The 17034-nt window shown below is 67.5% G+C and carries 18 protein-coding genes and 1 pseudogene; 7 read left to right on the top strand and 12 right to left on the bottom strand.

Annotation, left to right across the window (positions count from 1 at the left end):
- Positions 1-7 precede the first annotated feature (7 nt).
- Positions 8-352 (top strand): RNA-binding protein, encoded by a 345-nt coding sequence (locus tag QZ709_RS14175; RefSeq protein ID WP_294638000.1) that lies wholly within the window; start codon positions 8-10, stop codon positions 350-352.
- A gap of 58 nt (positions 353-410) precedes the next feature.
- Here the strand turns inward: QZ709_RS14175 and QZ709_RS14170 are convergent, their stop codons facing one another.
- Genes QZ709_RS14170 through QZ709_RS14160 form a run of 3 tightly spaced genes read right to left on the bottom strand, consistent with a single transcriptional unit; the run spans position 411 to position 2379 of the window.
- Complete coding sequence (locus QZ709_RS14170; RefSeq protein WP_294637999.1) at positions 411-1268, bottom strand: EamA family transporter; 858 nt, start codon at positions 1266-1268, stop codon at positions 411-413.
- A gap of 12 nt (positions 1269-1280) precedes the next feature.
- Entirely contained in the window at positions 1281-2069 is a 789-nt protein-coding gene (locus tag QZ709_RS14165; protein ID WP_294637998.1) for an alpha/beta hydrolase, read from the bottom strand.
- 31 nt (positions 2070-2100) lie between these two features.
- Positions 2101-2379 carry a VF530 family protein gene (locus tag QZ709_RS14160; RefSeq protein ID WP_294637997.1) on the bottom strand — a complete coding sequence of 93 codons (279 nt, stop codon included), beginning with the start codon at positions 2377-2379 and terminating at the stop codon, positions 2101-2103.
- A 180-nt stretch (positions 2380-2559) separates the two neighbouring features.
- Between QZ709_RS14160 and QZ709_RS14155 the strand changes: the two genes are divergently transcribed.
- On the top strand, positions 2560-3726 hold the full coding sequence (locus tag QZ709_RS14155; RefSeq protein ID WP_294637996.1) for a Fic family protein: 1167 nt from the start codon (positions 2560-2562) through the stop codon (positions 3724-3726).
- Positions 3727-3957: 231 nt separating this feature from the next.
- Here the strand turns inward: QZ709_RS14155 and QZ709_RS14150 are convergent.
- Positions 3958-4046 (bottom strand): annotated as a pseudogene (locus QZ709_RS14150) (LysE family translocator); the annotation flags it as partial.
- 282 nt (positions 4047-4328) lie between these two features.
- On the opposite strand from QZ709_RS14150, the gene QZ709_RS21330 reads away from it, so the two are divergent.
- Positions 4329-4664 (top strand): HNH endonuclease signature motif containing protein, encoded by a 336-nt coding sequence (locus QZ709_RS21330; protein ID WP_366937177.1) that lies wholly within the window; start codon positions 4329-4331, stop codon positions 4662-4664.
- A 96-nt stretch (positions 4665-4760) separates the two neighbouring features.
- Here QZ709_RS21330 and glmS read toward each other — a convergent pair whose 3' ends face one another.
- A complete protein-coding gene (glmS, locus tag QZ709_RS14145; RefSeq protein WP_294637995.1) occupies positions 4761-6644 on the bottom strand; it encodes a glutamine--fructose-6-phosphate transaminase (isomerizing) in 1884 nt (627 codons plus the stop codon).
- Between the two features lie 162 nt (positions 6645-6806).
- On the opposite strand from glmS, the gene QZ709_RS14140 reads away from it, so the two are divergent.
- Positions 6807-7301 carry an Lrp/AsnC family transcriptional regulator gene (locus QZ709_RS14140; protein ID WP_294637994.1) on the top strand — a complete coding sequence of 165 codons (495 nt, stop codon included), beginning with the start codon at positions 6807-6809 and terminating at the stop codon, positions 7299-7301.
- Positions 7302-7334: 33 nt separating this feature from the next.
- Here the strand turns inward: QZ709_RS14140 and QZ709_RS14135 are convergent, their stop codons facing one another.
- From QZ709_RS14135 to QZ709_RS14110, 6 genes are all read right to left on the bottom strand, one after another.
- The gene (locus QZ709_RS14135) at positions 7335-8216 is read right to left on the bottom strand and encodes a J domain-containing protein (RefSeq protein ID WP_294637993.1); all 882 of its coding nucleotides are present in this window, start codon (positions 8214-8216) and stop codon (positions 7335-7337) included.
- 66 nt (positions 8217-8282) lie between these two features.
- Positions 8283-9677, bottom strand: coding sequence for a bifunctional UDP-N-acetylglucosamine diphosphorylase/glucosamine-1-phosphate N-acetyltransferase GlmU (gene glmU, locus QZ709_RS14130; RefSeq protein ID WP_294637992.1), 1395 nt, complete (start codon positions 9675-9677; stop codon positions 8283-8285).
- 26 nt (positions 9678-9703) lie between these two features.
- Entirely contained in the window at positions 9704-10354 is a 651-nt protein-coding gene (locus QZ709_RS14125) for a hypothetical protein (protein ID WP_294637991.1), read from the bottom strand.
- Position 10355: 1 nt separating this feature from the next.
- Positions 10356-11393 carry a tRNA 2-thiocytidine(32) synthetase TtcA gene (gene ttcA, locus QZ709_RS14120; protein WP_366937182.1) on the bottom strand — a complete coding sequence of 346 codons (1038 nt, stop codon included), beginning with the start codon at positions 11391-11393 and terminating at the stop codon, positions 10356-10358.
- A 103-nt stretch (positions 11394-11496) separates the two neighbouring features.
- Positions 11497-11868 carry a dihydroneopterin aldolase gene (locus tag QZ709_RS14115; protein WP_109034500.1) on the bottom strand — a complete coding sequence of 124 codons (372 nt, stop codon included), beginning with the start codon at positions 11866-11868 and terminating at the stop codon, positions 11497-11499.
- A 9-nt stretch (positions 11869-11877) separates the two neighbouring features.
- Complete coding sequence (locus QZ709_RS14110) at positions 11878-12666, bottom strand: SDR family oxidoreductase (protein ID WP_294637989.1); 789 nt, start codon at positions 12664-12666, stop codon at positions 11878-11880.
- Positions 12667-12686: 20 nt separating this feature from the next.
- Between QZ709_RS14110 and QZ709_RS14105 the strand changes: the two genes are divergently transcribed.
- The 3 genes from QZ709_RS14105 to QZ709_RS14095 all read left to right on the top strand — a co-directional run bounded on the left by QZ709_RS14105 (position 12687) and on the right by QZ709_RS14095 (position 15151).
- Positions 12687-13880, top strand: a complete 1194-nt coding sequence (locus QZ709_RS14105) for an SAM-dependent methyltransferase (RefSeq protein WP_294637988.1) — start codon at positions 12687-12689, stop codon at positions 13878-13880.
- A gap of 133 nt (positions 13881-14013) precedes the next feature.
- Positions 14014-14949 (top strand): UDP-3-O-acyl-N-acetylglucosamine deacetylase, encoded by a 936-nt coding sequence (gene lpxC / locus QZ709_RS14100; protein ID WP_294637987.1) that lies wholly within the window; start codon positions 14014-14016, stop codon positions 14947-14949.
- A gap of 16 nt (positions 14950-14965) precedes the next feature.
- Positions 14966-15151, top strand: coding sequence for a hypothetical protein (locus tag QZ709_RS14095; RefSeq protein WP_294637986.1), 186 nt, complete (start codon positions 14966-14968; stop codon positions 15149-15151).
- Between the two features lie 34 nt (positions 15152-15185).
- Here QZ709_RS14095 and QZ709_RS14090 read toward each other — a convergent pair whose 3' ends face one another.
- A complete protein-coding gene (locus QZ709_RS14090; protein WP_294637985.1) occupies positions 15186-16835 on the bottom strand; it encodes an alkaline phosphatase D family protein in 1650 nt (549 codons plus the stop codon).
- Positions 16836-17034: the final 199 nt, after the last annotated feature.

The following is a 17034-nucleotide window of genomic DNA, read 5'->3' as shown; positions in this document are numbered from 1 at the left end:
ACTCACCATGAGCAACAGCAAACTCTACGTCGGCAACCTGCCCTACTCGATGCGCGACGACGACCTCCAGCAACACTTCGCCCGCTTCGGCGATGTGGCCTCGGCCAAGGTCATGATGGACCGCGACACCGGCCGCTCCAAGGGCTTCGGCTTCGTGGAAATGGGCTCGGCTGACGACGCCAAGGCCGCCATCAACGGCATGAACGGCCAATCGTTCGAAGGCCGCGCCCTGGTCGTCAACGAAGCCCGCCCCCGCGAAGAGCGTCCGGGTGGCTTCGGCGGCGGCAACCGTGGCAGCTACGGCGGCGGCGGTGGCAACCGCGGTGGCTACGGCGGCGGCCGCGGCTACTGAGCCCCACCGCATCCGCGTCAGCCCGGCTGACCGGATGCGCCACACCGTGGTGCGCCCTTCAGGCTCCCGAACGGGACGCCGAAGCGCACCACGCGCTGCCCGCTGAGGCTGCCACCACACAGGCAACCGCCAGCGACTGCAGCAGGGTCAACTGCTCACCGAGCATGACGAACCCGACCAGCGCCGCCACGGCAGGCGAAGCGCTGACCAGCAGCCCGAAGACCGAGCTCGGCAGACGCCGCAGAGCGAGCATCTCCAGCGAGTAGGGCAAAGCACCCGACATCACGGCCACCGTGAGGCCTGTCAACCACACCGTGGGCGACAGCAGGGCCGCGCCTGCGTGCGCCACGCCCAGCGGCACGATGAGCACCGAAGCCACCAGCATGCCCCACGCCGCCGCCTGCGCGCCCGGCAAGGCCGACACGCGCTTGCCGAACACGATGTAGAGCGCCCAGCAACCGGCTGCGGCGGCCGCATGCGCCACGCCCACCGGATCCAGCGCCTGCTGCCCGCCCAGCGGCAGCAGCATCAGCAGCCCGGCCGCGGCCAGCGCCACCCACAGCACATCGCGCCACCGACGCGAGCCGAGCAAGGCCACCGTCAGTGGCCCGGTCACCTCGATGGCAATGGCCACACCGATCGGAATGCGCGCCATCGCGCGGTAGATGCTCAGGTTCATCAGCCCCAGCATCGCGCCGTACAGGATCAGGTCGCGCCACGCCGAGCGCGGCGGCCATTGCCGCCACGGGCGCCACAGCGCCATCAGGATCGCGGCCGAGATCGCCACGCGCAGCGCCGTCACCCCTTCGACGCCCACCTGCGGGAACAGCGCCTTCGCCGATGCCGCGCCCACATACTGCGACAGCAGTGAGGCCAGCACGCACAACAGCGGCAGCACGGCCGTTTCCCGACTCATGCACCACCCTCGTCAGGCCGAAAGGAAGCGGGCAATGCGTTGGGCCATCTCGTCCGGTTGCTCGCGGTGCGGCACGTGGCCCACGCCGGGCAGGATGTCGAGCTGCACCGGGCCGGCACTGTGTTCCTGCACACGCTGCGCGTGCGCCGGGCTGCCGTACTCGTCGTCCTCGCCATGGATGGCCAGCGCCGGGCACGTGATGCGGGCCAGCGCGCCGTTCAGCGTCCAGCCGACAAAGTCCGGATCCAGCCAGGTGCCGATCCAGGCATCGAGCACCCAGGGTGCCTTGGGGCCGTGGTAGCGCGAGATGCGGTCGACCTGGGCCGGATCCGAGAACTGCACCTGGGCGGCGCGCACGCCGTCCAGCGTCTTGTCTTCCACAAAGGTCTGCGCGGCGATGCTGATCAGCGCCTCGCACTCGGGCGTGGTGGCTGCCACGTTGATGGCCATGCCGCCACCCACGCTGTGGCCCAGCACCGCAAAGCGGCCAACGCCCAGTTGCTCGCGCACATGGGGCAGGTACAGGCGGGCCTCTTCGGCCACGAAGTCGTGGCTGGGCCGGGCCGGGCGCGCGTCCGAACGGCCGAAGCCCATGCGGTCGTACGCGACCACGCGGCGGCCAGTGGTGCGGCACAGCAGCTCGGGAAAGCCGCGCCACAGCTCGATGCAGCCCAGCGAATCGTGCAGCAGCACCAGCGGCACGCCGGTTTCGGCATCGGCGGGCGGCGTCCATTGGCGCGCAAACAGGCGGCCTTGCGGATGGGTGATCCAGTGGTCGGAAACGGTGGGGGTGAAAGACATGGGATGACGGATCAGGAGAAAGGCAGGCGCGTCAGGCCTGGCCGCCGCGCGAGCGCCACCACGTCTCGACGTAAAGCGCCTCGACCTTGGCGCGCGCCCACGGGGTGCGGCGTAGGAACTTCAGGCTGGACCCCACGCTCGGGTCATGCGTGAAGCAGCGGATGGGAATGAGGTGCCCCAGCTCGGCCCAGCCGTAGTGGTCGGCCAGGCATTCCACGATGTGCTGGAGGGTGGCGCCGTGGAGGGGGTTGTGGGGTTGGTTGTCCATGGGTCTTTTCGCGAACAGCGGGGATTTGAACACGGGTGCCATGCGGAGACCTCTGACGTGCACAGCGCGAATTCCACTTGCCTGGCGTCGGCGTTCAAGATCCCGTCGATGATCTTTCAACTTATCGAATCACTCAAACGACGGCCAAGTCTTTGACGCAAAAAGACTTTTCGAAAAGACTTAAAGATAAGATCTCGTCTCCATTCAAGATCTTGAACGATCATGCCCCAGTTCTTTCATCATGAACTGCAGTTGCTGAACCCGCGCTTCGACTCGCCGCTGCTTGACGTGCTGACCGACCTGGAGCACCTGCGGCGGCTTGAAATCCGCGGCAGCACACCGGCTCCGGTCTTCCTGCAGCTCAAAGAGGTTTTCCACTTGCTGGAAAGCCTCGCCTCCGCCCGCATCGAAGGCAACCACACCACGCTGGCCGACTATGTCGAGGCGAAGGTCACCCCCGCTCAGGCCGGCACCGAATCACTGAGGGAGATCGACAACATCGAAGCGGCCATGCGTCAGGTGGAATCGGCGGTGGAGCCGGGTACCCCGCTGAGCGAACACCTGCTCCGCGGCTTGCATGCCACCACGGTTGAAGGCCTGCAGCGTGAAGGTGACCGCACCCCCGGCAGCTACCGCGCCGGGCCAGTGCGCATCGCACAGGCCGAGCATCTGCCGCCTGACCCGGTACAAGTGCCCGGCTACATGGCCGAACTGGTGGCCTTCATCAACCAGCCTGATCCACCTAAATACGATCTCATGAAGGTGGCCCTGGCTCACCACCGCTTCGCCTGGGTCCACCCCTTCAGCAATGGCAACGGCCGCGTCGTGCGCCTGCTGACCTACGCCATGCTGATCAAGTACGGATTTCAGGTCAGCTCAGCCGGCCGGCTGCTGAACCCGGCCGCTGTGTTCTGCGCGGACCGGCATCGCTACTACGCCATGTTGTCAGAAGCGGACTCGGGCGAGCCCGACAAGCTGGAACAATGGTGCACCTACGTCCTCAGCGGGATCCGTGACGAGCTGGAAAAGGTCAGCCGTCTGGCCGACTATGGGCACCTGCAGAACACTGTGTTGCTGCCGGCCCTTGCCCACGCGCGTGAGCGTCAGCTCATCACCGCACAGGAAGAAGCCGTGCTGCAAACCACCATCCGCGCGGGCACCGTCAAGGCGGGCGATCTGGAGGTCGCCATGCCGGGCTTGAATGCGGGTCAGCGCACGTACCAGATACGCAAACTGGTCGAGGGCGGCATGCTGCAGCCCGTGCGCGAGGGCGCGCGGCAGTACACCCTTGGCTTCACTCACAACATGCTGTTGCGCGGCGTGGTGAAGGCCTTGACGGATCAAGGGTTCGTATCGCCAGCGTTAGCCGCCATACCAACTAAACCTTGAGCAGCCAGGAGAGATATGCATCGAGTGCCAGGGACGAAGTTGGGACAGCTAAAAGCTGGTTGCTGTCGTTCACGGTGGGCGTCGTGTCTGCTTCCGACCCATTGCTGCCGCTCGCTCCAATCCTTCAACCCTACTGGTCATTGAACTGTGGAGCTTGGTGCAATTGCAGGCTTGGACGTGTAGGAACTGAACGAGGGTGGCACAGCCTTACCGGCTCACCACCATGCGCAGTCACAGTGCCACGAACACTAGGCCGGCGATCCGATCGAGCCACACTCCTGCACGGGGCCGTCGGTTAAGCCAGCGCCGATGGGGCCGGCGAACCAAGCCAGCAGACCGAAAAGGACTGCGGCTTGCAGCGTGAACGCCAGTCCGAGGATGCCCAGTTGCAGACCGATCACGCCATGGGCAGGTACAGAGGCAGCACAACACGATCTGCCATAGCTTGCAACCAGCAAAGCTGTTTGGCAAACTAGGGATGCGTTCAACCGGGAGGTTGAACCCGCTGTCAGATCTTCTGCAGCACCGTCGGCAAGGCGCAATGCCCCGATGCCCGTACAGAGGTTCTAACCATCACGGGGACTTTCCACTACGGAGTCCCCATGTCCAATCAAATCCAACGCTCAAGAAGAACTGCTTTCGATCGCCAATGCGGCAAGTGCTACTACTGCGGCCTGCGCATGTGGCTAGATGGACCTGCTGGGCCATCGGCCTTGCGCTGCACTGCTGAACACCTGATACCTCGAAGTGAGGGCGGCGGTGACGGCCTATCCAACATCGTCGCAGCTTGCCTGCACTGCAATCAGACCCGGCACAAACGAAAGAGGCCGCCTGCCCCAGACCGCTACAGGGCGGAAGTCCGCAAACGCGTCAGCAGGGGTGCCTGGTTACCCAAGCCCATATTGGCCTGGGGTAGCGCATCCATGTCCACGGCGTAGCACCTGACTTAGCCAGGCGCTACGCAATGCAGGCATGTCTCAGACATCGATGGAATGTCTCGGACATTAATGGCAAAGAACAGGTAAAGAGCCCCCTCACTCCACCGTCACACTCTTCGCCAGATTCCTGGGCTTGTCCACATCCGTCCCCCGTGCACATGCCGTGTGATACGCCAGCAACTGCAGCGGCACCACATGCAGGATTGGTGACAGCGCGCCATAGTGCTCCGGCATGCGGATCACGTGGATGCCCGGCTCGGCCCGAATGTGCGTGTCGCCGTCGGCGCACACGTACAGTTCGCCGCCGCGCGCGCGCACTTCCTGCATGTTGCTCTTGAGCTTTTCCAGCAGCGCGTCGTTCGGGGCTACGGTCACCACGGGCATCTCGGCGGTCACCAGCGCCAGCGGGCCGTGCTTCAGCTCACCGGCCGGGTAGGCCTCGGCGTGGATGTAGCTGATTTCCTTGAGCTTGAGCGCGCCTTCCAGCGCGATCGGGTAGTGCAGCCCGCGGCCCAGGAACAGCGCGTTGTCCTTGCGCGCAAAGGCTTCGGCCCAGGCCATCACCTGCGGCTCCAGCGCCAGCACGGCCTGCAGCGCGGCGGGCAGGTGGCGCATGTCCTTCAGGTGCTCGGCTTCGGCTTCGGGGCTCAGTTGCCCGCGCAGCTTGGCCAGCGTCAGCGTCAGCAAGAACAACCCGGCCAGCTGCGTCGTGAAGGCCTTGGTCGAGGCCACGCCGATCTCGGCGCCCGCCCGCGTCACGTAGGCCAGCTTGCATTCGCGCACCATGGCACTGGTGGCCACATTGCAGATGGTCAGCGTGTGCTCCATGCCCAGGCTGCGCGCGTGCTTGAGCGCTGCCAGCGTGTCGGCCGTCTCGCCCGACTGGCTGATGGTGACGATCAGCGTGCGCGCATCGGGCACGCTGTCGCGGTAGCGGTACTCGCTGGCAATCTCCACATTGGTCGGGATTTTCGCAATCGACTCCAGCCAGTACTTCGCGGTCGAGCCTGAGTAGTAGCTGGTGCCGCACGCCAGGATCAGCACGCGGTCGATCTGCTTGAACACCGCTTCGGCTTCGGCGCCGAACAGCGTGGGCGTGATGGCCTCGACGCCTTCGAGCGTGTCGGCAATGGCGCGCGGCTGCTCGAAGATTTCCTTCTGCATGTAATGGCGGTACGGGCCCAACTCGACCGCGCCGCTGTGTGCCGTCACGGTGCGCACCGGGCGCTCGGCGGCGTCCACGCGCTGGTGCTCGGCGCTGCCGGGTGCGCGGTGCTCGATCCAGTGGCGACCGGGCTGCAGGTCGACCACGTCGCCTTCTTCCAAGTACACGATCTGGTCGGTCACGCCGGCCAGCGCCATGGCGTCCGAGGCCAGGAAGCGCTCGGTGTCATCCGCGCCGCCCACGCCCATGATCAGCGGCGAGCCCTGGCGGGCGCCGACCACACGCTGAGGTTCCTCGCGGTGGAACACGGCAATCGCATAGGCCCCGGTCAGGCGCAAGGTGGCGGCTTTCACGGCGGCAAACAGGTCGCCGTCGTACAGGTGATCGACCAGATGGGCGATGACCTCGGTGTCGGTCTGGCTCAGGAACACATAGCCCTTGGCCTGCAGTTCGGCACGCAGGGCCTCGTGGTTCTCGATGATGCCGTTGTGGACCAGGGCGATGCGGCCCGGGCGGTTCTGGGCGGCATCGGCACCGGGGCCGTGCGAGAAATGCGGGTGCGCGTTGTGCACCGCGGGCGCGCCGTGGGTGGCCCAGCGGGTGTGGGCAATGCCCAGGGGGCTGTCGATGCCTTCGTCACGCGTCTGGGCGGCCAGTTCGGCCACGCGCTCGGTGCTGCGCGAGCGGCGCAAGGCCCCGTCCTGCAACACGGCCACGCCGCACGAGTCATAGCCACGGTATTCCAGGCGCTTGAGGCCTTCCACCAGAACCGGAACGATGTTGCGCGCCCCAACGGCGCCGACGATGCCACACATGTCTGTCTTACTCCTGTGCACTCAGGCACTGCGCGCATCGTAACGAGATGGGAATGAAATGTCGCACCACTTTGCGGTTCTATTTGAAATACTCTTCCATTCGAGGCGGTGATTGATTGATTCACTCATCCAGATGCATTTTCGATAGAAAATCTCTCAACCATGCCCGCCATCGAACTCGACGACATCGACCTGCGCCTGCTGCGCTTGTTGCAGGAAGACGCCAGCCTGTCCAACCATGCCCTCGCGCAGAAGGCCGGGCTGGCCCCGGCCACCTGTCACCGGCGCGTGCACCGGCTGCGCACTCTGGGCGTGATCGAACGGGAAGTGGCGTTGCTGTCGCCGGCGCGCATGGCCGAGGCGCTGGGTCACGGCCTGAGCGTCATCGCCGAGGTGAGCCTGGACCTGCAGACCCAGGAAGCGCTGAACGCGTTCGAAGCCCGTGCCGTGGCCGACGAGGCCGTGCAGCAGGTGTGGCGGGTGTCGCCCGGGCCGGACTTCGTGCTGGTGGCGCAGGTGCCCGACATGCCGGGCTACCAGGCGCTGGCCCAGCGGCTGTTCACCGAAGACCGCCACGTGCGCAATGTGCGGGCGTTTTTTGCGACGAAACGGGCCAAGTTCGGCGCCACATGGCCCTTGCCCATCGACCAGACCTGAGCCAGGTGGCCTGAACGGGCGCGGCCAGTGGCGTCAGGGCACCGAGGCTCCCGGTTCGGGTGCGAGCGGATCCACCAGGTGCTTGTCCGTGCGAAGGCTCAGCGGCTTGCCATCCAGCATGTGCTGCGCTTCGGCCCGGATGACGGCCGGCGAGCGAGAAGCCCCGGGCGGCCGGTCGAGCATGGGCAGCACCTGCAGCAGTTGCTCGTCGGTCATGCGCGAGAGCTCTTCCACCGTGGGCTGCCGGCGGCCGGCCACGATGGGCCCCAGATCGACCGACGCCACGGTGTTGCCGACGGCCACCTCTGAAGGCGCCGAAGACGCCACCGGGGTGGAGGCCGACGAGACGGATGCGCGCTCGGTCGTGGCCACGGCGGGTCGTTGCGGCTCGGCGGCCACGGCCTCTGCCGAGGCGGGCAGTGCCAGATAGTGATCGGACAGGGCGCGGTCCATCTGGGTTTGCGTCTTGACCTGCCAGACCCACGCCCCCAGCAGCACGCCCATGAGCAGGAGCGCGGCGCCGCCCCCAGCAGCCATCCGGGGCGTGGGGGGCCACCAGCGCGGCTCGTCCACCAGACTGGGCGTGAGCCACTCCATGTCCACCCGCGTGGGCGGGCCACCTCGGTCCTCGTCATGGGCTTCGGCCTCGGCAGCCGCTGCCGGTGCAGAACGACTCTGGGCCGTCTTGAGGCTGGCATCGTACGCCGCGCGCTGCGCCGGGTCGATCAGCACCTCGTAGGCCGCATTCAGCGCCACCATCTGGGCGTGCATGGCGTCGCCAGGCCCGCCGGCACCGCCCCCGTTGCGATCCGGGTGCAGCTTGGCGGCCAGCACCCGGTAAGCAGCCCGGATGACTTCAGGCGGTGCATCGGGCGCCACCTTCAGGCGCTGGTAATGGGTCAAAGACAAGGTCATCCTGGATTTGGTCGTGCTGCGGTCAGCATGGTAGCGGCTGCCGCAGGGTGATGACCATCGCCCGAATCAGCGCTTTGTTTTCTGGGGGCGAACCCATCCCGACAGCGACACCTGCTTGGCGCGGGCCACGGTCAACTGGCCGGCCGGCGCGTCTTTCGACACGGTGCTGCCGCCGCCGATGGTGGCGCCTTCCCCCAGCGTGACGGGCGCGATCAGAACGCAGTTCGAGCCCACGTGCACGTCGTTGCCGATCACGGTGCGGTGCTTGTTCGCCCCGTCGTAGTTGGCGGTGATGGCGCCCGCGCCGTAGTTCACCCGTTCACCCACGGTGGCATCGCCCAGATAGGCGAGGTGGTTGGCCTTGGCGCCGCGGGCCAGCGTGCTGTTCTTCACTTCCACGAAGTTGCCGATGTGGACCTCGGGGCCCAGCACGGCGCCCGGGCGCAAGCGGGCGAACGGGCCGATCAACGCGCCCTCACCCACCGTGGCGCCTTGCGCGTCGCCGTCGATGTGGGTGAAGGCATGGATGACCGCGCCCGCACGGATCTCGGCGTTGCGGACCACGCAGTTCGGGCCGATGCGCACGCCGTCTCCCAGCACCACACGGCCTTCGAACACGCAGTTCACGTCGATCTCGACATCCTGCCCGCATGCCAGCGTGCCGCGCAGATCGAAGCGCGCCGGGTCGGCCAAGCGCACACCCGCGGTCATCAGGCGTTCGGCCTGCACACGCTGGTAACGGCGCTCCAGGTCGGCCAGCTGGGCCGGGCTGTTCACGCCCAGCACCTCCACTTCGGCGCGGGGCTGCGTCGCCACGACGGGCACCCCATCCGCGCGGGCCATGGCCACCACATCGGTCAGGTAGTACTCGCCTTGGGCGTTGTCGTTGGTCAGGCGCTCCAGCCAGCCTTTCAGCAGGCGGGTCGGCGCAGCCATCATGCCGGTGTAGACCTCGTCGATGGTGCGCTGCTCGTCCGTGGCGTCCTTGTGCTCGACGATGGCGAGCACCTTTTCACCCCAGCCATCGCGCACGATGCGGCCATAGCCGGTGGGGTCGTCCAGGCGAATGGTCAACAGGGCCAGGCGCTCTCCGCTGCAGGCCTGCACCAGGGCCATGGCCGTCTCGGCCTCGATCAGCGGCGTGTCGCCGTTGAGGATGAGCGTGACGCCGTCGTCCGGCAGTTCGGGCACCGTCTGCTGGACCGCGTGGCCCGTGCCGAGCTGCGGCTCCTGGCGCACGAAACGCAGCGGGGCTTCGGCGAAGGCGGCGCGCATGGCGGCTTCCACCTGTTCGGCGCCATGCCCGGTGACCACAATCTGCCGGTCGGCCCCCAGCGCGGCGGTGGTCGCGACCACGTGGGCCAGCATGGGCCGGCCCGCCACGCAGTGCAGCACCTTCGGGCGCGCAGACTTCATGCGGGTGCCTTTGCCCGCGGCCATGATGACGATGGAAAGCGACATGGACAACAGAGGAGAAAAACGGGAACTCATTCGGGGCGCAGCGGCACGATGACCGTGCGCGGCCCCGCGGCGAGCGGGAAATCCTTCAAGGCCGCGTCGAACAGCGGCGCGAACCAGGCGGGGTCCGACGTGCCCAGGCGGGTCACGCCGGCACGGGCTTCATGCAGCACGGCGTGGGTCTTGCGGTCACGCACCACCACGCTGACCTGCATGTCCACCTGCGGCTGCTCAAAACGGTAGCTCAGGGCGAGGCCGCCGCCGCCCGTGCCCCACCAGCCGCCCACACCGGGACGGCCCCAAGGGTAAGGGTGATACCAGTAGGGCCCGGGCCAGAAGGGGTCGCCGCGCTGGGTCACGCGGGCAATCGCCGCCAGCTGCACGGTGTACAGCGCATCGGCCGGGTTCTGGGCCAGGGTGAAGCCGTGCTCCTGCAGGGCCGGCAAGGCCGCGGCTTCGAGCTGGGCAGCCTGCTCGGCCTGGTTGGCCTGGGATGGCAGCCGCTCGAACACGAACGGGCCGCCAGTGCGGGTGGCCGGCCAGTCGCCGAAGCTCTGCACCTCGGTGCGGACCTGGTTGAGCGCCGCGCAGCCCTGCAGCCCGATCAGCGCCGCCCCCATCATCGCGCCGGTCAACCAGCGCAGGACACGGGAGCGAAGCGGGCGGGCGGCAATCGACATATCAGACCTCTTGACTGCTCTGGCGAATCGGAATGGACTTGATCGACACGGTGGCTTCGGCGGGCAGGCCGACCTCGGGCGTGTCACCACAGCCCTCATCTTCGTCGAAAGCGATGTCCCCACCGGCTTCGGGCCTGCCCGTCGCCTTGATCGTCTCGAACGGGTAGAGCTTGCGGTCCATCAGGTGCGAGGGCACGACGTTGGACAGCGCGGTGAACATGTTGTCGACGCGGCCGGGGAACTTGCGATCCCACTCGTTGATCATCTCGCGCATCTGCTGGCGTTGCAGGCCGTCCTGGCTGCCGCACAGGTTGCACGGGATGATGGGGAACTCGCGGTGCTCGGCGTACTTCGCCAGGTCCTGCTCGCGGCAGTAGGCCATGGGGCGGATGACGACGTGCTCGCCGTTGTCCGTCACCAGCTTGGGCGGCATCCCCTTCAGGCGCGAGCCGAAGAACATGTTCATGAACATGGTCTGCAGGATGTCGTCGCGGTGGTGGCCCAGCGCGATCTTGGTGCAGCCCAGTTCCTTGGCCACGCGGTAGAGGATGCCGCGGCGCAGGCGCGAGCACAGGCTGCACGTGGTCTTGCCCTCGGGCACCACGCGCTTGACCACGCTGTAGGTGTCCTGCTCTTCGATGCGGAAGGGCACGCCGACCTTGGTCAGGTATTCGGGCAGCACGTGCTCCGGGAAGCCGGGTTGCTTCTGGTCGAGGTTGACCGCGACGATCTCGAACCGAATGGGCGCCCGCCGCTGCAGGTTCATCAGGATGTCCAGCATCGAGTAGCTGTCCTTGCCGCCGGACATGCACACCATGACCTTGTCGCCGTCTTCGATCATGTTGAAGTCGGCGATGGCCTGACCCACCTCGCGGTGCAGGCGCTTGCGCAGCTTGTTCATCTCATGCGCGTGCTTGCGGGCGCGGGCGGCCTCTTCGGCCTCCTGGGCGCTTTGCTGCACCGCTTGGGCCACGGGCACGCCGGCCTTGGCCTCGACCGCCAGGGCGGCACGGGCAAACAGCAGGGCGTCGTCCACCATGCGGTCTTCTTCGTCGGGCGTGTGGAAACTCAGATGGCTGGACATGGGGGCGGTCGCGTCGGTCATAACCGGGTATTTTCGCCGATCCCGGCAATCCGCGTGCTCACCACTGCCCGGTTTCCATGCGGATGGCCACCTCGCAGTCGTCAAAGATCTCCAGCTTGGCAATCTTCACGCGCACGCCGAGCACGCCGGGCAGGTCCATCAGGCGCTTGCACAGCTTGCCGATCAGGGTCTCGAGCAGGTTGGTGTGCTCGGACTGGCACTCTTCGATGATGATGGCGCGCACCTTGCGGTAGTCCAGCACATTGAGCAGTTCGTCGTCGCGCGGCAGCAGGGGCTGGCTGCCCATGTTGAGCTCGGCGTCGACCTGGATGGGCTGCGGCGCGTCGATTTCGTGGTCAAGCACACCGAGGCTCGCGTCGAAGCGCAGGCCGGTGAGGGTCAGGATCTGGTTGCCTTTGGTCAGGGACATGGCTCGCGCTCACATCATGGAAAAGTCGCGCTCGAAGCGCTGGAGGTGCTGGCCGCCATCGACCAGCAGCGTGGTGCCCGTGATCGAGCGGTTGGTCAGCGCGAAGGCCACGGTCGCGGCCACGTCTTCCGGGGTGGACGAGCGCCCCAGCGGCGACAGCGCATGCGCCTGCTGGAAGGCCTCGCCCTGCAGCCACTCGCTGGTCAGCGTGAGGCCCGGCGCCACGCCCACCACCCGCACGCGGGGGGCCAGCGCCAGCGCCAGCAGCGTGGTGGCGGATTCAAGCGCCGCCTTCGACAGCGTGTAGCTCAGGAAATCGGGGTTCGGGTTCCACAGCTTCTGGTCGAGCAGGTTGACGACCGCCCCTGCCCCGCCCTCGTTCACACCGCGCTCGGCCAGGTGCGCCGCCAGCGCCTGCGCCAGCACGATGGCCGGTGCGGTGTTGGCGCGCAGGTGCTTTTCCAGCGCGGCGTAGGTGAAGGTGGCCGCGTCGTCGTACTCGAAGGTGGAGGCGCTGTTGACCACGGCATCCAGCCGGCCCAGGCCCTGCACCGCGGCGGGCAGCAGCGCCCGGCACGCGGCTTCGTCAGCCAGGTCTGCCGCCAGCACCACAGCCTGGCGGCCCAGTGCGCGGACGTCGGCGGCGGTCTGCTCGGCTTCGGTGCGCGAGGCACGGCAGTGCACGGCCACATCCCAGCCCTGGCGGGCCAGCGTCAGCGCAATCAGGCGCCCGAGGCGCTTGCCGGCCCCCGTGACGAGCACGGCCGGCGCAGCAACAGAGGGAAGTGTGGAAGACATGGACTTTCTACAATGCGGCGATGAACCGCCCGAACCCATCCGGCCAGAGTGTAGTGGCCGCCCCCGTCTCCAGCGCACCGCTGGCCCGCCTGATCGCCCACGAGATCCGCGAACGGGGCGGGTGGATGCGCTTCGAGCGCTTCATGGAACTGGCGTTGTATGCGCCAGGACTGGGCTATTACACGGGCGGCCGACGGGTGCTGGGCAGCATGCCGCAGGACGGCAGCGACTTCGTGACCGCCCCCGAATTGACGCCGTTGTTCGGCCAGCTGCTGGCCCGCCAGGTGGCCCAGGCGCTCGAGGCCACCGGCACCACCGAGGTGTGGGAGTTCGGCGCCGGCACGGGCGCGCTGGCCGAGCAGCTGCTGGGCGAACTGGGTGATCGGATCACCCGCTACACCATCGTCGACCTGTCGGGCACGTTGCGCGACCGCCAGCACCAGCGCCTGCTGAAAGCCCACCCGGCCCTGGTCCACAAGGTGGTCTGGGCCGACAGCCTGCCCGACGAGCTGACGGGCGTGATCGTGGGCAACGAGGTGCTGGACGCCATGCCCGTGCACCTGCTGACCTGGAATGGCGAACACTGGCTGGAGCGCGGCGTGGCGCTGGCCGACGCCGCCGCGGCGGATGACGACGTGCCGCGCTTTGCCTGGGCTGACCGCCCCGCGCCCGAGGGCGCACGCCCACCCACCGAGCACCCGGACGGCACCTACCCGCCCGGCACCGTGACGGAAACCCACGGCCAGGCCGAAGCCTTCGTGGCCACGCTGGCCCAGCGCATGGCGCGCGGCGCGGCCTTCTTCATCGACTACGGCTTCCCCGAGTCCGAGTACTACCTGCCCCAGCGCCACGGCGGCACGCTGATGTGCCACCACCTCCACCAGTCCGACCCCGATCCGCTGAGCAGCGTGGGCCACAAGGACATCACCGCCCACGTCAACTTCACCGGCATCGCGCTGGCCGGCCAGGAGGCCGGGTGGGAGGTGCTGGGCTACACCAGCCAGGGGCGCTTTCTGACCAACTGCGGGCTGGGCGAGGCGCTGGCCAGCACCGGCGAGGCCTGCACCGCCGACCAGCTGAAGGCCCGCGCCGCCCTGCAGATGCTGGTGGCCGAGCACGAAATGGGCGAGCTCTTCAAGGTGATCGGCTTCGTGAAGGGACCCTGGTTCGACGCGATCGGGTTCGAGCACGGCGACCGGACGCACATGCTGTAAGAGCCAGGTGGAGCGGGCGGCCTCGGTCAGCCGGCCGATGGCCCCGTGCGTTGTGCCGCACATAGCCCCGCTCAATGACGCCCATCGGCGCGATTCACTGCAGCTTTGCTGCACTGCCGCGATAATCCACGCCATGCTGCAACAACGCACCCTCAAGTCCCTGACCCGTGCCGTGGGCGTCGGCCTGCACAGCGGCCAGCGCGTCGAGCTGACGCTGCGCCCGGCACCGGCCAACACCGGCATCGTGTTTCGCCGCGTGGACCTGGCCCAGCCGGTCGACATCCCCGTGCGTCCGGAATCGGTGTGCGACTGCCGCATGGCCACCACCATCTCGCCAGACGGCGACCCGGGTGCGCCCAAAGTCAACACCATCGAGCACCTGATGTCGGCCTGCGCCGGCCTGGGCCTCGACAACCTGTATGTGGACATCACGGCCGAAGAGGTGCCCATCCTCGATGGCTCGTCGGCTGCGTTCGTCTACCTGCTGCAGAGCGCCGGCATCGAGCTGCAGAAGGCACCCAAGAAGTTCCTGCGTGTGACCCGCCCGGTCGAGGTGCGCGACGGCGAAGGCCGCACGCTGAAATGGGCCCGACTGGAGCCCTACCACGGCTACAAGCTGGCCTTCGAGATCGACTTCGACCACCCCGCGGTGGACCAGACCGGCCAGCGCGTCGAATTCGATTTCAGCAGTGGCCAGTACAAGCGCGACATCGCCCGCGCCCGCACCTTCGGCTTCACCAAGGACGTGGAGATGATGCGCTCGCGCGGCCTGGGTCTGGGTGCCAGCATGGACAACGCCATCGTGGTGGACGACTACCGCGTGCTGAACGCCGACGGCCTGCGCTACGACGACGAGTTCGTGAAGCACAAGATCCTCGACGCGATCGGCGACCTGTATGTGGTGGGCTACCCGCTGCTGGCGGCCTACACGGCCTACAAGTCGGGCCACGCGATGAACAACCAGCTGCTGCGTGCGCTGCTGGCCGAGAAGGACGCGTGGGAGATCGTCAGCTTCGAAGACGAGGCCAAGGCGCCGCGCGGCCTGGCCGAGCTGGCCCCGGCCTGGTGAGCCGGGCAGCCGCACCGTGATCCTCATCCGCAACGCTGCCCTGCTGCTGACGCTGGGCTTTCTGTGCTGCATGGGCCTGTTCAGGCTGACGGGGCAGCCGGCCTGGCGTGCCCGTGCCATGGAGTGCGCCAAGTGGGGCGTGGTGCTGGCCTTGTGCCTGGCCGGCTTCTTCGCCCTGCGGCGCGGCGCGATGTTCATCTGACCCGCCCGGGCGCCCCGGGCGAGATCAGGCCGCATCACCCTTCGAAGCGGTCCATGTCCCGGTCATGGAAGAAGCCTTCCCCGAACAGGCCCCGCACGGGTTGCAGCGTCTTGCTGAAGATCGAGGTGCCGTCGATGTCGCGGAAGTCCACCGTCAGGGCGTGCGAATGGCGGTCGATGTTCACCTCGCCGAAGAACTGCATGCCGGCAAACGGTGACAGGTTGGCCTGACCGGCCGGCGGCGCCTTCTGGAACACGACCTGCGGCCCGAAGGTGTTGTCCAGCGTGTTCGGCCCGAAGGTGCCGGCGTTGAGCGGGCCGGCCACGAACTCCCAGAACGGCTCGAAATCCTGGAACCGGGCCTTGGCCGGCTCGTAACGGTGGGCCGCGCAGTAGTGCACGTCGGCCGTCAGCCACACGGTGTTGCGCACGCGCTCACGCTTGATGAAGCGCAGCAGCTCGGCGATCTCGAATTCTCTGCCCAGGACCGGGCCGTTGCCATTGGCCACGGCCTCCCAGCGGTCGCGTCCCTGCGCATCTTTGCCGTCGCCCACATTCAGCCCGATCGGCATGTCCGAGGCGATCACCTTCCATGTGGCGCGCGAGGCCTTGAGTGCAGCCTTCAGCCAGTCCAGCTGCTCGCGGCCCAGGATGGCGGTGTCGGGGCCGGGCTCGGTCTGGCGGTTGTGCGTGTTGGGACCACGGTAGCTGCGCATGTCGATGACGAACACCTCGAGCTGCGGCCCGTAGGACAGCTTGCGGTACACGCGCTGCGACTCCACCGCCGAGAACGGCCGCATCGGCGCGTAATCCAGGAAGGCGCGCGTGCCGCGGGCCGTCAGCAGCGGCACGTTCTTCTCGGTGTAGCGGGCGTCGGCCGACAGGTCCTTGGCATCCGACCAGTTGTTGGTGACCTCGTGGTCGTCCCACTGCCAGATCTGCGGCACCTCGGCGTTGAAGCGGCGCACGTTCTCGTCCAGCAGGTTGTAGCGGTAACGGCCGCGGAACTCGTCCAGCGTCTCGGCGACCTTGGCCACCTCGGGCGTGACGATGTTGGTCCACAGCTGGCCGTTCTCGGCCGTCACCGACTCCTTGATCGGGCCGTCGGCATAGATGGTGTCGCCGCTGTGCAGGAAGAACTGCGGCTGACGCTGGCGCATGGCCTCGTAGATCTTCATGCCACCGAACGAGGGGTTGATGCCCCAGCCCTGGCCTGCGGTGTCACCACCCCAGACAAAGCGCAGATCGCGCGAGCGCAGCGACGGCACGCTGAAGCGGCCGAGCACCGGCTCGCTCATCGCGCGGCCATTGTCCAGCCCCTGGAACTCGACGCGCACGAACACATCCTGGCCGGCGGGCAGCCCGACCAGATCCTGGCGCACGGTGAAGTCCGTGTCGTCCATCGCATAGGGGCCGACGATCTTGCGCGCCTTGCGGAACGTCTCGTCCAGCGACCACGTCACGATCAGGCGCGAGGGGCGGTCGGCACGGCTCCACAGCAGCGTGGCGCCCAGGGTCGGGTCGCCCAGCTGGAGGCCCTGCGCAGCCACGGGACGCACGGCATCGGACGTGATGAGGGCCGGTGCACCGGCAGCCCAGGCCGGCCGGGTCAGCGCGGCCGAGCCCAGTGTCAGGGCCGAGGATTGGAGGAAGCGGCGACGGGGAAACGAGGAGGTGTCGGTCATGGGGGGCAGGAAGTGAAAGGGATGGGGAGCGGCCCCATGCTGCGCAGGCTGCGTGACACCCCCTTGACGCGCCCGTATGCCGGTCGGCACGGCAGCCGCGCCACGCTGTACCAACGAGGACCAGCCGCTCACGGGTTTACCCCCCTCGCGCAAGGGGTCGGCTTGGCTACCATCGGTTCCCCGGAAGGCCCACAAGGCC

The sequence above is a fragment of the uncultured Aquabacterium sp. genome (assembly GCF_913773725.1).
GTDB lineage: Bacteria > Pseudomonadota > Gammaproteobacteria > Burkholderiales > Burkholderiaceae_C > Aquabacterium.
This window is presented reverse-complemented; position numbering and strand designations above follow the sequence as displayed.